Below are 13,910 nucleotides of genomic sequence, written 5' to 3'. Positions count from 1 at the left end.
CTATATTAATGATTCGTAACACAAATAGCAGGAAGTCGTGCGGTCCTTTCGCTATTATCCTTGGCGCTTTTCCTGCACTGGGCCACATATGTCAGCCGTTGATCTGGGCACAGCCCCGCTATCTCGCCTTTTCTGGCGTTACGTTACGCCGACCGTGGCCGCCATGCTGGTCACCGGCATCTATGTCACCATAGACGGTATCTTTGTCGGTCATATTCTGGGTCAGGACGGGCTGGCTGGCCTGATGCTCGCTTATCCGATTTGTGCCGTGCTCTATGCAGTCGGAGCCTTGATCGGCATGGGCGCATCGGCCCTGGTCTCCTTTCATCTGGGGCGCGGCGAGCAGCAGAAGGCCCGCCATATTGTCGGCAATGGGCTGGTGATGGTGTTGATGGCTGCGATGCTGCTTGCCTACGTCGGGATCCGTCACGGTAACACCATGTTGGCCTGGATGGGGGCCGAAGGGGAGATTTTCAGCGCCGGTCTGGCCTACCTGCACTGGTATGCCTGGCTCGGCGGTTTTGCCATTCTCTCCATGGCCTTCACCGCCCTGCTGCGCAATGACGGGCGCCCCGGACTCACCACCTGGATCCTGGTGGGGGGCGGTGTACTCAACGTGCTGCTCGACTATCTGCTGATGGCCGTCATTCCCTGGGGACTGGCAGGCGCGGCCATCGCCACCATGCTCTCCCAGGCAGTGACGGGCCTCGCCTGCCTGTGGCACTTCTTCACACCGCGCAGCACGCTGCGGATTGGGTGGGATACTCTGCGTCCCGATCTGCGGCTGATGGGAGAGACGCTGCGCCTCGGTGTGTCGAGCTTTCTGATGTATTTATACCTCTCGGTGGTGCTGGCACTGCACAACAAGGCGCTGCTGGCCGTAGGCTCCTCCCTGCATGTGGCTGCCTACGGCGTGATCAGTTATACCGAGGCTTTCTTCTATCTCATCTTCGAGGGGATCGCCATGGGCGTTCAGCCCATCGCCAGCTTCAATGCGGGGGCGGGCAACTGGCAGCGGGTGTTGCGGGTACGCAATCTGGCGCTGATCTTGACGGTCGCCATCGCGCTGTGCGGTATGGTGCCGCTCTATCTCTGGCCGGAGGCGGCGGTCTATCTGTTTGCCGGCGACAACGCGGCCCTCTTGCCGGTGGCGAGCCTCGGGATCTGGCTCTACTTCTGGGGTCTGCCGATGGAGGGGTTGCTGCTGGTCGGGGCCACCTATTTTCAGGCCATCAACCGGGCCCGCATCGCCTCCCTGCTCACCGGTGGCAAGCTGGTATTGATCGGCGGTTTCCTGTGGGGGTTCTCGACCCTGTGGGGCGTGCCCGGGGTGTGGCTGGCGTTGCCTAGCTGCAGTTTATTGCTGGTGCTAGTGATGTGGCGGGCAATGCATCGGGAATCTGCAGCCCACACGCAGGCCGGAGAGGCAAAGAGACGTGGATGACAGATCGCAGAGAGGTAGCCATCGGCTGCCTCTCTTGTTATCAGGGGCAGCCGGTTCCGGGTTTGAAGGCACCGATAAAGATGGTGGGATCGACCCGGGTATCGTTCAGGCTGACGTTCCAGTGCATATGGGGGCCGGTAGCGCGACCGGTCGAACCGACTCGCCCGACAATGCCGCCACGCGGCAGGCCCTGACCCGGCTTCACATCGATTTTCGACTTGTGGCAGAACATGCTGATGAGCCCCTGACCGTGGTCGACGAAGACGGTATTGCCGTTGAAGAAGTCGTTGCCAATCAGGATCACCTTACCCGCGGCAGGGGACTTGATCGGGGTAGCTGCGCCCACGGCGAAGTCGAGTCCGCAGTGGGGGTTGTGCTCCTCGCCATTGAAGAAGCGGCGCAGGCCAAACGGGCTGGAGAGGGGGTCATTGACCGGTTTGTCAAACAGCAGGTTGCTCGGCTGGTTGGGGCTGAAGGTCTGGTAGGCGCGGGTCTGCTCCGCCAGCTCGCGGTTGATGCGGGTCATATCCTCGGCGAGCGGATTGACCTGACGGCTGTTCTTCAGCCTGATGTGCTGTTCGCGGTAGTGCTTGCGGTGACGGTGAAGTTGAGAGTACGGCCATCACCTGTGGTCAGTTGCTGGGTTCCGGGCGAGCTCTTGAGTGAAACGCCAACGATGGCGATCCACTGGTTGTCTTCACGCACCACCAGCACGGGCTTGTCGTTATAGCGGGCCGTGGGCGCAGCGGCTGAGGCACCAAGAGAGATCACCGCAACCCAACCCGGCACCGGATGGTTGAGCAGGCGACGGATAAGCCCCGCGGCCCGCGCCGACTGGCTGGCCAGTAACAATAACGACAACAAACAGCTCTCATGACGATACCACTCGATAGTTAAACGCCCTGGATGGCGGGATGACACTCGATTACCCGGTGCTGTGACGCTCGGAGGAGGGGACGGATTGTGCCTCGTTATGGTCGGGGCAACCAGATGCGCGGAGTAGTGCAGGCATCTTTTGTGTATCGCTGCGTCAGGTTTTATGTCGTGGTCGGGCTGCTTCGCCATTGAGTCACCCTCGCCCTGGCTCTAGAATCGGCTTCCGGCACTGATGCCAGTAATACTCCGAGGAGATGATATGAGCGGATTACCCCCTTTGCGCACAACGCCAGCACGGCACAAAACAGGTCGTGGCTGGGTCTGGGTTCGCTGCGGGTTCGATATCTTCAACAAGGGGATGGGGATCAGTGTCGCCATGGTGCTGGTCTGGTTTCTGGTGGGCATGCTGCTGGATCAACTGCCCGCGGGTAGCCTTATTTCCCAACTCCTGTACATGGTGTGGGGCGCGGGTTGGGTGGCGGTCGCTGCACGAGGATATCGGGGGGCCCCCCTGCAGTTCGCCGATCTCTTCGCCGGTTTTCGCCACAAGTTGACCCCGTTGATGCTCGGCGGTCTGCTGGTGTTGCTGCTGTTTAGTCTGGTTGGCCTCGTCTGTCTCGGTCTGCTCTCCATGTGGGGGCTGCTCTCTGTGCTGGCTCAGGATCCCGAGAGCATGGTGGTCTCTGCGACCCAGTTGCAGCAACTGCTGCTGGTGCTGTTGGTGGGGATGGTGCTGCTCATTCCGGTACTGATGGCGGTGACCTTTGCGCCTGCTCTGATCTATTTCCATGATGTCAGCATCATCCAGGCGGTGCGCCTGAGCTTCTTCGGTTGCTGGCGCAATATGTGGCCCTTCTTCTGGTGGGGGCTGCTCTCTGCCATGTTGCTGTTGTTTGGTGCAGCGCTGCTGCTGGTGGGTCTGCTGGTGGTCATCCCGGCGCTTAACTACTCCATCTATGTGGCTTATCGGGATATTTTTCTGGACGAGCGCGCAAAGCAGGAAGCGCCAAATTCAGCACCATTCGGATTTGAAGCCTGATCCACTGTTCAACATGACAAGGGGTCTCACAGCGGCGGTTTCTTGAGCATCCATCGTTGTGAGCAAGCGACAGTCTTGGGAGCCCCCTTCATGGTGAGCAGCTCCCTCTTTTCTCCGAGCGTCAGCATGGTGCAAGCGCGGTTTGGTGCCTCCTCCTCGTCCCGATCAGGGTGATTGGGGCGATGCAGCAGGCGGGCCCCGAGCCAGCTCGGCCAGATAGGGCGATACCATGGCGCGTGACATACCCTGTTTTTCCCTGGTGCCGCACAGGTTCCCCTGTCCGAATACGCTGACGAAGACCGCGCAATGCGGTCAGTTGATCCATCTATGACTCTCAATATGTTCGATTTGCGCAACAGTGATGCGACTTTTAGGTTGTATTTGAACATTTGATGTTTCAATACACTCTGTCCATCAAATGCCCCCGCATACTTAACGAGGAAGAGATGATGAACAATACCCTGATCCGCAACCTGACGCTGGCTACTACCCTGCTGAGCGGTGCCGCGCTGGCCGCCCCCTTGAGCGTGACCGTTTACAACCCCGGTGAGAAGGCGATCTTCCCGGTCTCCTCCTCACTGGTGACCGGTGACAAGGAGGCGATCCTGATCGATGCCCAGTTCGACGTACAAAATGGCCAGGCACTGGTCGACCTGATCAAGAAGAGCGGCAAGAAGCTGACCACTGTTTATATCAGTGGCGGTGACCCGGATTTCTACTTCGGTCTGGAGCCAGTCATGGCGGCGTTCCCGGATGTCAACGTACTGGCTGACCAGCATGTGGTTGACCATATCAACCAGACCAAGGATGCCAAGCTGAGCTACTGGGGGCCGATCCTGGGCAAGGGGGCACCGAAGAGTCTGATTGTGCCGCAAGTGATGACGGCCAGCCACCTGACGCTGGATGGTGAGCAGATAGAGATCAAAGAGATGAACACCCCCAATGCCTATCTCTGGGCTCCTTCCATCAAGACCGCGTTTGGTGGTGTGCCGGTTTACCACGGGGTGCATGTCTGGATGGCGGACAGCCAGACCAAAGCGGCCCGCAGCAACTGGATCAAGGCGCTGGACAACCTGCTGGCCCTGAAACCCGAACGCGTGGTACCGGGCCACTTCCTGGGGACTGCGCCCAAAGGCACTGCTGCTGTGACTTTTACCCGTGACTATGTACAGCGTTTCGAGCAGGAGCTGGCCAAGGCGAACAACTCCGGTGAGCTGATCGAGGCTTTGAAGAAGGGCTATCCGGCGCTGCCGGTTGACGATGGTCTGGCCATCGGTGCCAGGGTTAATACCGGCGAGATGAAGTGGTAAGCCACTGAGTCAGCTTCCCTTGTATTTTTACCGGGCCCTGGGCCCGGATTTTTATCCAGGATGGAAGTGAGAATGAAGGCGAGCGAACAACCAACAACCCTCCATGATGTCTATGGTCCGCTCTGTGGTTGAGGCTACGGAGTCGCCCCCCCAGTTGCAGGGGCCGCAACGATAGTCGGACTCAACAAGGATGCACAGGAGGTCAGTGAGCATACGCTGACTTTTGGCAGGGCCAAGCAGGAATATGAGCTGGCTGCCCAGAAATATATGCGGGGGATCCTGGCCAGTGCGAGCGGATGACTTGTCCCGCCGGGCGACATTGTGCATGCTGATGGCCCATTTTCCTTGCAGGACTCTTGCTGTATGAATCTTCGCGATCTCGAATATCTGGTGGCGCTGGATGAGGAAAAACATTTTCGCAAGGCGGCCGAGCGCTGCTTTATCAGCCAGCCGACGCTGAGCGGTCAGTTGCGCAAGCTGGAGGATGAGCTCGGGGTCATTCTGATCGAACGAACCTCGCGCAAGGTGCTGTTTACCCCGGCTGGCGATGCCATGGCCCATCAGGCGCGTCGGGTGCTCAAGGAGGTGCGCGAGCTCAAGAGCATTGGCCAACACTTCTCCGAGCCGATGTCCGGAGAGATCCATATCGGTTTTATTCCGACAGTGGGCCCCTACCTGTTGCCCCGCATTATCCAGAGCCTGCGGGAACGCTTTCCCCAGCTGGAGTTTTACCTCTATGAGGAGCAGACCCAAACCCTGCTCAAACGGCTGGAAGAGGGGGAGCTGGATTGCGTCATTCTGGCCCAGATGCCGGGGATGGAGGGGTTTGGTTCAATCCAACTCTATCACGAGCCGATGTGGCTGGCGGTGCCTTGCCATTACTCCGAGGCACAGGCCAGGCAGGTACCGCTCGGCAATCTCAAGGGCAAGAAATTGCTGATGCTGGCCGACGGGCACTGCTTGCGGGATCAGGCGATGGGGTTCTGTTTCGCTGGCGGGATCGGTGAGGATCAACGCTTCAAGGGCACCAGTCTCGAGACCCTGCGCAACATGGTGGCAGCCGGTAGCGGCATGACCCTGGTGCCCAAGCTGGCCGTACCTGTTGATCATGATGAGGGAGGGGTGAGTTATCGACCGGTGGTTGATCCGGTGCCGGGACGCACCATCTCGCTGCTCTATCGCCACTACTCGGTGCGTCGCCCCTGTTTCAACGAGCTGGCTGCCTCGATAGCTACACTGATGAGCACTCAGTTGGCCCAATAAAAAAACCGGCAGCCTTGGCTGCCGGTTTTGTTTTTGTCACGCGGATGGCTTAGAAGATATCGTCGGTAGAGACAGGTCCTTCCACATCGGGGTTGTTACCCCCGTAGACCTGATTGCCGTCTGAACTCGGTGCTGCGTAGCGGGTCGGTTCGGTACCTTCCTTGAAGTATTCATCGGTGCCGCCTCCGGTCGCCAGCAGGCCAGTTTCGCTATCAATCCTCACCGTCATTATCCCCTCGGGAACCGGCATCTTGTGCTCCGGTAGCTTTTTGAGGGCAACTTTCATGAAGTCGATCCAGATAGGCTGCGCGGCGCCACCACCAAACTCGGCACGGCCAAGGCCACGCTGGTGGTTGTCAAAACCGATCCAAGAGGTGGCGACGATGTCCGGGGTATAGCCGGAGAACCAGGCATCCCGCGATTCGTTGGTGGTACCGGTTTTACCGGAGATGTCGTGACGTTTCAGGTCGCGGGCGGCACGCCAGCCGGTACCACGCCAGCCGTTGCCACCCCAGATGGCTGTGCTCAGGGTGTCGGTGATCAGGAATGCGCTCTGGGCACTGATGGTATGCGGGGCGATGGTTGGCGCGAGAGGGGTCTGCGTGCCATCTTGTGCGGCTCCATCAACAGTTGGCTCCGGCAGTGTGCTCTGCTCGGGCGCAGCCTGCTGTTCGCAGGTGGTGCAAGCAATAGCAGGATTGGCCTGATAGAGGGTGTGCTCCAGGCTGTCGGTCACTTTGTCGATGAAGTATGGGGTCACCAGGAAGCCACCGTTGGCCAGAACCGAGTAACCACGCACTACCTCGAGGGGGGTGAATTCGGCAGCGCCCAGCGCCAGCGACTCATGGGGCGAGATGAAGTCGCGGGGGAAGCCAAAGCGGGTCAGACCGTCGATATAGGTATCCAGACCGATGGCGCGCATTAGTCTAACCGACATCACGTTCTTGGACTTGGCCAGACCCAGACGCAGCGGGGTGGGGCCATCATAAACGGCCGGGGAGTTCTTGGGCTGCCACATGGGCCCTTTTGACGGATCCCACTGGTTGATCGGCGCATCGTTGATGAGCGACGCCAGGGTATAGCCGTGCTCCAGCGCGGTCGCATAGAGGAAAGGCTTGATGTTGGAACCGATCTGGCGACGCGCCTGATCAACCCGATTGAATTTGGATAGCTCGAAGCTGAAACCACCGACCAGCGCTTCCAGCGCGCCATTTTTCGGGTTCATGGCGACCAGCGCGGCGTTGACGTCCGGGATTTGGGCCAACAGCAGCTCTTCACCCTCTTCCCGCACCCAGATCTGGGCACCAACTTTCAGCACATCGCGCGCCGATTTGGGAGCATAGCTCTGACGGTCGTCGGTAATAAATGAGCGAGCCCATTTGATTCCATTCCAGCCCAGCTCTGCTTCCTTGCCATTTTTTAGCACCAGCGTGGCGCTGCGATCATCGAGCTTGGTCACGACCGCCGCCATCAGTGGATCATAAGTGGGTTGCTTGCCAAGGTGAGCCACGATCTGCTCGTAATCCCAAGCTGTCTCGCCACTCTTCCACAACTGAGCCATCGGGCCACGATAGCCGTGGCGCATGTCGTAGGCAAAAACGCCATCCAGCAGCGCCTGTCTGGCAGCCTGCTGACGTTCGGCAGAGACGGTGGTGTAGACGTGCAGGCCCATGGTGTAGGCATCTTCACCGAACTGTTCGACCATCTTCTGGCGAACCATTTCCCCCAGATAGGGGGCGTGCAGGGTCACTTCGGCACCGTGGTAACGGGCCTTGATCGGCATCTTGGAGGCTTCGTCAAACTGGGCTTGGGTGATCTTGCCAGTCTCCAGCATCCGGCCCAGCACGACATTGCGGCGAGCAAAGGCGCGCTCGGGAGAGCGGATGGGGTTGAGCATGGAGGGGGCTTTAGGCAGACCGGCAATAATGGCGATCTCGTCCAGTCCCAGATCCTTGACCTCTTTGCCAAAATAAACCTGAGCCGCAGCACCGATCCCGAAGGAGCGATAACCGAGGGGGATCTTGTTAAGGTACAGTTCGAGGATCTCGTCTTTTGAGAGATTCTGCTCGATCCGCCAGGCCAGGAAGACCTCTTTGATCTTGCGGATGATGGTTTTCTCATTGCTCAGGAAGAAGTTGCGGGCAACCTGCTGGGTAATGGTACTGGCACCCTGACGGGCATGGCCTGAGACAGCCCAGACGGATGCGGCGCGAATGATACCGATGGGGTCAATCCCTGGGTGCTCGTAGAAGCGGGCATCTTCGGTTGCCAGGACGGCATCGATCATTGGCTGGGGGATTTCATCCAGACGCAACGGAATGCGACGGATTTCGCCATATTGGGCGATCAATTCCCCGTCCCGGCTGTAGACCCGCATCGGGGTTGCCAGTTTGACATCACGCAGTGCGGTGACATCGGGCAGTTGGGGTTTGATATAAAAGTAGATACCGATGAGGCTGGCAACACCCAGCACTGCACCCAGCATCATGACAATAAACAGGCGAACGAGCCATTTCAGCATGGAAGAACTACCAATCGTCTTAAATTTAGCCAACGGGCGCAGAGTATAGCCCTTTTGCCATCAGGAATTCGAGGTTTTCCTGTGGCACGTCACCCATCGGCAGGAGGCGAGAGGTTAGCACCACGGTGATCAATAACCAAGGCACCTCCTTTATCCCAAGAAAGCGAGGTGGGTCACTTTTCGATATAAACTTTATGACATTGATAGTTAGAGTATTTAGGATGGTTCAAGTTCTCATCTGATAGAGTGTCCTACACTCAATTCAGGCATAAAACCCAATAACGCATGGATGTGTATATGTTTGGGCTATTTAACAAGGGATCCCTCCTCCCCCTGGTGGGCATTGATTTCGGTAGCCAGACCATCAAGGCAGTGACGCTCAGTGGCCGTCCCGGCAAGTTGCATATTGAGTCTGCTACAGAGGTTGCTACCCCGAAAGGAACACTGGTTGACTATCAATTGCAGGATATTGAACGAGTCAGCCCATCTTTGAAAAGCCTAAAGCGCCTTATCTCTGGCCATAGCGACAATGCAGCGACGGCCGTGACCGGTTCCAATGTGATCACCAAGGTAATCCAGATTGATGCTCGCCTCGGTGACAAAGACCTTGAGAATCAGGTGCAGCTGGAGGCCGAGCAGATCATTCCCTTCCCCCTCGATGAAGTGAGCCTCGATTTTGAGGTGCTGGGTACCAGCGCCAGTGAAGATCGTCAGGATGTTCTGCTGAGCGCAGCCCGCACCGAGAGCGTGAACGGTCGGGTCAGTGCCCTCGCAGAGGCTGGCATTGTCGTCAAGGTAGTCGATGTGGGCGCCCATGCACTGGGCCGTGCCGTGGTGGCCTGTCTGCCCGAATTGCAGGAGAGTGAACGGCCAATCGGGGTGATCGACATTGGTGCCAGTGCCATGACCTTTGCTGCCTTGGTCAAGGGGGAGGTGATCTACTCCCGCTTGCAGAACTTCGGTGGCGATCAGTACAGCCAGGCGCTCTCCTCCTTTTATGGCATGACGCTGGATGAAGCTGAGCAGGCTAAAACCAAAGGTACCTTGCCAGTTGACCATGAGCTGGATGTGCTGATGCCCCACATCAATTTGTTGTTACAACAGGTGCGTCGCAATATCCAGCTGTTTTGCAGCTCGTCAGGCTATCGAGACATCGCAAAACTGGTGCTGACGGGGGGAGGCAGTCTGCTACCCGGTTTGTTGGTGCAGGTAAAAGAAGAGGCCAATTGCGAGGTGTTTCATCCGGATTTGTTCGCCCTGTTTGGCAAACCGAAAGGGGAGACGGATCTGGTACATGGCGCTAAATATATGACGGCATTCGGGTTGGCTCTGAGGAGTTTTACACCATGTCAAATATAAACCTTCTCCCCTGGCGTGAGGCCCGGGCTCAGCGGCAAAAGAAACAGTTCGGTGCCCTGCTTGGACTTTTTGTGTTGGCCACTGTTGCACTGAGTCTCTTTGCCAACTGGCTGGTCGAGCGTCAGATTGCCGCCCAGCAGCAGCGTAATCAGCGACTGGTTCAGGAGATGACGTTCCTGGATGCTCAACTGGGAGAAATCCGGCTGCTCAAAGAGCGTCGCAAGGAGCTGATCGATCGGATGCAACTCATCGAACATCTGCAAATGCGTCGGAATGTGCCCGTTCGCCTCTTCAACCAGCTCCCCTCTCTGGTACCCAATGGGGTTTACCTCAATACCCTCTCATTGCAGAACAATATTATCGATGTCAATGGCAAGACGGAAGCCTATGGTCGAGTGGCCAGCATGATGCGTCGAATCGATGGCTCCGGCTGGCTGGGGCAGTCGAAAATAAGCACCATTTTTGCAGCGGAGGTCGCGCCGGTATCGTTGAGCCAATTCACGATGATGTTCCTGATCGCCAATGATACCGCGGCAGCCGAGAATATGGCCAAGGAGGGTAAATGAACCTTCAGCAACTCAACGAGCTTGATCTGAATGACATTGCGAGCTGGCCAAAATGGGCAAAAGCGGTCTTTATCTTGCTGTGCTGTGTGTTGACCGGTGGCGCTATTTATTACTACGTGATTGCCAATTCATTGAGCAATCTGAGCACAGAGAGCGCCAGAGAGACGGAGCTGAAAGGCCAGTTTGAAAGCAAGGCGATGCTGGCAGCCAATCTGGAGGCCTACAAGGCGCAAATGATCCAGCTAGAGCAGCTGGTCGATACCCAGCTCAAGCAGTTGCCCAATACCCATGAGGTTGCCGGTTTGTTGGATGATATCAGCTTTATTGCCACCGATAATGGCTTGAAACTGAATCGAATCAACTGGGAGCCAGAGGTCAAGCTCGAATTTTCTACCGAATTACCTATGCGAATTGAGGTGGTGGGTAATTATCATCAGATAGGCAAGTTTACGGCAGATATGGCGGCCCTGCCTCGCATCGTGATCCTCGACTCCTTTACCTTGGGTCAGAGCAAGGATGCGGGAGACCTGATTTCGATGTCGATGCTGGCCAAAACCTATAAGTACAACGGTAAAACAGTGGAGCAGAAACAATGAGACGCGTCTGCTGGTTGTTACCTGCCATCTTGCTGGCGGCGTGTGGTGGTCAGGAGGAGATGGATACCTATATTGCCCAAACCAAGGCAAGACCCCCTGTACCTATTGAACCTTTACCCCAGTTGAAGCCATTCTCCCCCATGCGCTATCAACAACAGGATCTGCGCAGCCCCTTCATGATGCCACAGCCAGAAGCAAGTGCCGGGCAAGCGCACAATGCCAAGGTGAAGCCTGATTGCGCACAAGTGATGATGGACAGAGAAAAAGAGGTGCTGGAAAACTACTCCCTCGCCAGCTTGTCAATGCACGGATCCTTGGGCAGAGCTGGGCAGTTGTGGGCCTTGATCAGTACACCCGATGGAAAATCAATACGGGTCGGGCTCAACCAGTATATGGGGCTCGATCAGGGTAGAGTCATCAAGATTACTCCTACGGCAGTGGATTTGCTGGAAACCATTCCGGACGGGAAGGGGTGCTGGGTAACAAGAGAAACCCAGTTGGCGATGGCCAATATGCAAGAAAAACAATAATCAGGGACGAACAGCAATGAGAACAACCATAGACAGTGTAACAAAAGTGGCTTTGCTGTTTTGCGCCAGTGCTTTTGGTCAGGCGTGGGCAATAGCAACCTTGCAAGAGATAAAAGTTAATCCATTGCTGGCAGACCAGCTGCAAGTGGAACTCAGCTTTAGCGAGCCTGTGAGCGGCTTTACCGATCGTCTATCTTATCAACCTAACCAGCTTCTGTTGCATGTACCCGGTGCAGTGGGCGCGCTCAAGGTGAACCCGCTGCCTATTCAGCGCCAGGGGGTAGACAATATCAAGGTGGAAGGAAAGGGGGCAGGTCTTGATATCAAGATCGCGCTCGATCAGCTGGCGCCCTACCAGGTGCAGCAACAGGGTAACAAGTTGCTGGTTTCCCTAGGTGAGGGGGCCTCAGCTGCCCATATAAGTGGCGAAAGCGCCCTGATTGCACCTGCCGCAACAGCCCCCTCGGCAATGGTGACCACTCCGGCCCCCTCGGCGCTGCTCAATGCTCAGGTCGTTGCCAAGTCCATGCCTGTTGCGCCTGTGTCCCCCCCTGTTGCAACACCTACGGCCAGCAAACCGCTGCTCGGCAGCTATCAGAACAGCGGAAGCGGTGCCTATTTCAACTCGGTGACCGGGGTGGATTTCCGTCGTGGCAAGGATGGTCAGGGGGAGTTTCTGGTCACGCTGGACAACAGCTCAGCCGCCGTCGATGTCAGCAGCCGTGGCCAGACCGTCGTGGCCAAGTTCCACGGTACTCGGGTGCCGGATGGTTTGCTAAACCTTATCAATGTGCAGGATTTTGCGACACCCGTCTCTCAGGTTGAGGTCTCCCGGCAGGGGAGCGATACCCTGTTTGAGTTGTCGATCAACGGTCAGTTTGATTACCGTTATGATCAGGCAGACAAGCTCTTTATTATCGAAGTGAAAAAGCGGATGGCGGCCACGGCAGCCAAGCAGTATCAGGGCAAGCCCATCTCATTGAACTTCCAGGATATTCCTGTTCGTACCGTGTTGCAGCTGATAGCCGATTTCAACAATCTCAATCTGGTGACCACAGACTCTGTCGCGGGTAATCTGACTCTGCGGTTGGATGGCGTGCCTTGGGAGCAGGCGCTCGACATCATTTTGAAAGTGCGCGGTCTGGATAAGCGGCTCGATAACAACATCCTGCTGGTAGCTCCGGCTGAAGAGATTGCGGCCAGGGAGAAACAGCAGCTGGAGAGCCGCAATCAGGTGGCAGATCTGGCGCCGCTGTATACCGAATATTTGCAGATCAACTATGCCAAGGCCACCGAAGTGGCGGCTCTGCTCTCATCCGAGAGCACCAAGTTGCTGTCGCCGCGCGGCGCGGTGAGTGTGGATGAGCGAACCAACGTGCTGGTGGTCAAGGACACGGCAGAGGTCATCAGCAGCATCAAGCGGATGCTGGATATTCTCGATATCCCGGTCAAGCAGGTGGTGATTGAGGCGCGGATGGTCACTATCGATGACGGGTTTGATGAAGCACTCGGGGTGCGGTGGGGGGTGACCAAGAACGACGGTCACGGCAACAGTACCTCGGGCACCATTGAGGGCAATGACGGCTCCGGTAACAACAATGGCGGTTCGGCAATTACCAGACCCGCTGCAGATGATCGGCTAAACGTCAACCTGCCGGTGACCAATGCGGCCGGTACTTTGGCCTTCCAGGTTGCCCGTCTGGCTGATGGCACCTTGCTGGATCTCGAGTTGTCGGCGCTGGAAAAAGAGAGCAAGGCCGAGATTATCGCCAGTCCGCGTGTGACCACGGCGAACCAGAAACCGGCGTTGATCGAGCAGGGTACCGAGATCCCCTATGTGGAGTCCTCTTCCAGTGGGGCTACTTCGGTCACCTTTAAAAAGGCGGTACTGAGCCTGAAGGTTACCCCGCAGATCACCCCTGATAATCGGGTGATTCTCGACCTGACCGTGACCCAGGATACCAAGGGGGAAACGGTACCGACCGGCACCGGAGATGCTGTCTCCATCAATGCCCAGTCCATCACCACTCAGGTGCTGGTGAACAATGGCGAGACGCTGGTGCTGGGTGGCATCTATCAGCAGACCATCAAAAGCGATGTGACCAAGGTGCCGCTGCTGGGGGATATCCCTGGATTGGGGGCCCTGTTTCGCAAGACCACCAGCGAGAACAAAAAGCGGGAATTGCTGATTTTCGTGACACCCAAGATAGTCACCGACGCCTTCTGAATGCTTTACATGTGAGGATAAAACACATATAACCTTACGCCCCAATGAGGCTGGGGCGTAAGGGCTGCGGTTGCCAGTCCCGATATCTATTGAGATAATCCCCCTCCTGATCCATCGCAAGATAAGGTTCATAGGTACCCCGATCCAGTATTTATCGGGGTCGTACAGTTTGTAATTAC

The 13,910-nt window shown here is 57.0% G+C and carries 12 protein-coding genes and 1 pseudogene; 9 read left to right on the top strand and 4 right to left on the bottom strand.

Features of this window, described 5'->3' with window-relative positions; genetic code table 11:
* Positions 1 to 88: 88 nt before the first annotated feature.
* A complete protein-coding gene (locus BN1125_RS17375) occupies positions 89 to 1,444 on the top strand; it encodes an MATE family efflux transporter (RefSeq protein ID WP_042013832.1) in 1,356 nt (451 codons plus the stop codon).
* A 40-nt stretch (positions 1,445 to 1,484) separates the two neighbouring features.
* Here the strand turns inward: BN1125_RS17375 and BN1125_RS19925 are convergent, their stop codons facing one another.
* Both BN1125_RS19925 and BN1125_RS19920 read right to left on the bottom strand, forming a co-directional pair.
* A complete protein-coding gene (locus tag BN1125_RS19925; RefSeq protein WP_244268517.1) occupies positions 1,485 to 1,970 on the bottom strand; it encodes a M23 family metallopeptidase in 486 nt (161 codons plus the stop codon).
* Between the two features lie 35 nt (positions 1,971 to 2,005).
* A complete protein-coding gene (locus BN1125_RS19920) occupies positions 2,006 to 2,305 on the bottom strand; it encodes a hypothetical protein (protein ID WP_244268516.1) in 300 nt (99 codons plus the stop codon).
* A 274-nt stretch (positions 2,306 to 2,579) separates the two neighbouring features.
* On the opposite strand from BN1125_RS19920, the gene BN1125_RS17365 reads away from it, so the two are divergent.
* Positions 2,580 to 3,359 carry a BPSS1780 family membrane protein gene (locus BN1125_RS17365; RefSeq protein ID WP_042013830.1) on the top strand — a complete coding sequence of 260 codons (780 nt, stop codon included), beginning with the start codon at positions 2,580 to 2,582 and terminating at the stop codon, positions 3,357 to 3,359.
* A gap of 74 nt (positions 3,360 to 3,433) precedes the next feature.
* Here BN1125_RS17365 and BN1125_RS19800 read toward each other — a convergent pair.
* Positions 3,434 to 3,684: pseudogene (locus tag BN1125_RS19800) on the bottom strand (helix-turn-helix domain-containing protein); the annotation flags it as partial.
* 124 nt (positions 3,685 to 3,808) lie between these two features.
* On the opposite strand from BN1125_RS19800, the gene BN1125_RS17360 reads away from it, so the two are divergent.
* Positions 3,809 to 4,669: a Vmh family MBL fold metallo-hydrolase gene (locus tag BN1125_RS17360; RefSeq protein WP_042013827.1), complete on the top strand. Its 861-nt coding sequence runs from the start codon at positions 3,809 to 3,811 to the stop codon at positions 4,667 to 4,669.
* Positions 4,670 to 5,032: 363 nt separating this feature from the next.
* Positions 5,033 to 5,932 (top strand): DNA-binding transcriptional regulator OxyR, encoded by a 900-nt coding sequence (oxyR, locus tag BN1125_RS17350; RefSeq protein WP_042013825.1) that lies wholly within the window; start codon positions 5,033 to 5,035, stop codon positions 5,930 to 5,932.
* 49 nt (positions 5,933 to 5,981) lie between these two features.
* Here oxyR and BN1125_RS17345 read toward each other — a convergent pair whose 3' ends face one another.
* Entirely contained in the window at positions 5,982 to 8,453 is a 2,472-nt protein-coding gene (locus BN1125_RS17345; RefSeq protein ID WP_042013823.1) for a penicillin-binding protein 1A, read from the bottom strand.
* Between the two features lie 297 nt (positions 8,454 to 8,750).
* Here BN1125_RS17345 and tapM point away from each other — a divergent pair, with 297 nt between their 5' ends.
* From tapM to BN1125_RS17320, 5 genes are read left to right on the top strand one after another with little or no spacing between them, the layout of a single operon-like run.
* Complete coding sequence (gene tapM / locus BN1125_RS17340; protein WP_042013822.1) at positions 8,751 to 9,812, top strand: PilM family type IVa pilus assembly protein TapM; 1,062 nt, start codon at positions 8,751 to 8,753, stop codon at positions 9,810 to 9,812.
* Positions 9,800 to 10,378 (top strand): PilN family type IV pilus biogenesis protein TapN, encoded by a 579-nt coding sequence (gene tapN / locus BN1125_RS17335; protein ID WP_042013821.1) that lies wholly within the window; start codon positions 9,800 to 9,802, stop codon positions 10,376 to 10,378. The genes tapM and tapN overlap by 13 nt, the downstream gene beginning before the upstream one ends.
* On the top strand, positions 10,375 to 10,974 hold the full coding sequence (gene tapO / locus BN1125_RS17330; protein WP_042013819.1) for a PilO family type IV pilus biogenesis protein TapO: 600 nt from the start codon (positions 10,375 to 10,377) through the stop codon (positions 10,972 to 10,974). Before tapN ends, tapO begins: the two co-directional genes overlap by 4 nt.
* Positions 10,971 to 11,504: a pilus assembly protein PilP gene (locus BN1125_RS17325; RefSeq protein ID WP_042013817.1), complete on the top strand. Its 534-nt coding sequence runs from the start codon at positions 10,971 to 10,973 to the stop codon at positions 11,502 to 11,504. The genes tapO and BN1125_RS17325 overlap by 4 nt, the downstream gene beginning before the upstream one ends.
* A gap of 16 nt (positions 11,505 to 11,520) precedes the next feature.
* Complete coding sequence (locus tag BN1125_RS17320; protein WP_042013815.1) at positions 11,521 to 13,731, top strand: type IV pilus secretin PilQ; 2,211 nt, start codon at positions 11,521 to 11,523, stop codon at positions 13,729 to 13,731.
* The last annotated feature ends 179 nt before the right edge of the window (positions 13,732 to 13,910 follow it).

Origin of the sequence: Aeromonas fluvialis (genome assembly GCF_000819885.1) — a bacterium.
Classification (GTDB): Bacteria; Pseudomonadota; Gammaproteobacteria; order Enterobacterales; family Aeromonadaceae; genus Aeromonas; species Aeromonas fluvialis.
The sequence above is the reverse complement of the archived record's forward strand: the minus strand, read 5'-3'. Positions and strand labels throughout refer to the sequence as shown.

Excerpts from the sequence above, each read along its gene's own strand:
- BN1125_RS17375 (WP_042013832.1), top strand. The coding sequence starts at position 89 with ATGTCAGCCGTTGATCTGGGCACAGCCCCGCTATCTCGCCTTTTCTGG.
- BN1125_RS19925 (WP_244268517.1), bottom strand. The coding sequence starts at position 1,970 with ATGACCCGCATCAACCGCGAGCTGGCGGAGCAGACCCGCGCCTACCAG.
- BN1125_RS17365 (WP_042013830.1), top strand. The coding sequence starts at position 2,580 with ATGAGCGGATTACCCCCTTTGCGCACAACGCCAGCACGGCACAAAACA.
- BN1125_RS17360 (WP_042013827.1), top strand. The coding sequence starts at position 3,809 with ATGAACAATACCCTGATCCGCAACCTGACGCTGGCTACTACCCTGCTG.
- oxyR (WP_042013825.1), top strand. The coding sequence starts at position 5,033 with ATGAATCTTCGCGATCTCGAATATCTGGTGGCGCTGGATGAGGAAAAA.
- BN1125_RS17345 (WP_042013823.1), bottom strand. The coding sequence starts at position 8,453 with ATGCTGAAATGGCTCGTTCGCCTGTTTATTGTCATGATGCTGGGTGCA.
- tapM (WP_042013822.1), top strand. The coding sequence starts at position 8,751 with ATGTTTGGGCTATTTAACAAGGGATCCCTCCTCCCCCTGGTGGGCATT.
- tapN (WP_042013821.1), top strand. The coding sequence starts at position 9,800 with ATGTCAAATATAAACCTTCTCCCCTGGCGTGAGGCCCGGGCTCAGCGG.
- tapO (WP_042013819.1), top strand. The coding sequence starts at position 10,375 with ATGAACCTTCAGCAACTCAACGAGCTTGATCTGAATGACATTGCGAGC.
- BN1125_RS17325 (WP_042013817.1), top strand. The coding sequence starts at position 10,971 with ATGAGACGCGTCTGCTGGTTGTTACCTGCCATCTTGCTGGCGGCGTGT.
- BN1125_RS17320 (WP_042013815.1), top strand. The coding sequence starts at position 11,521 with ATGAGAACAACCATAGACAGTGTAACAAAAGTGGCTTTGCTGTTTTGC.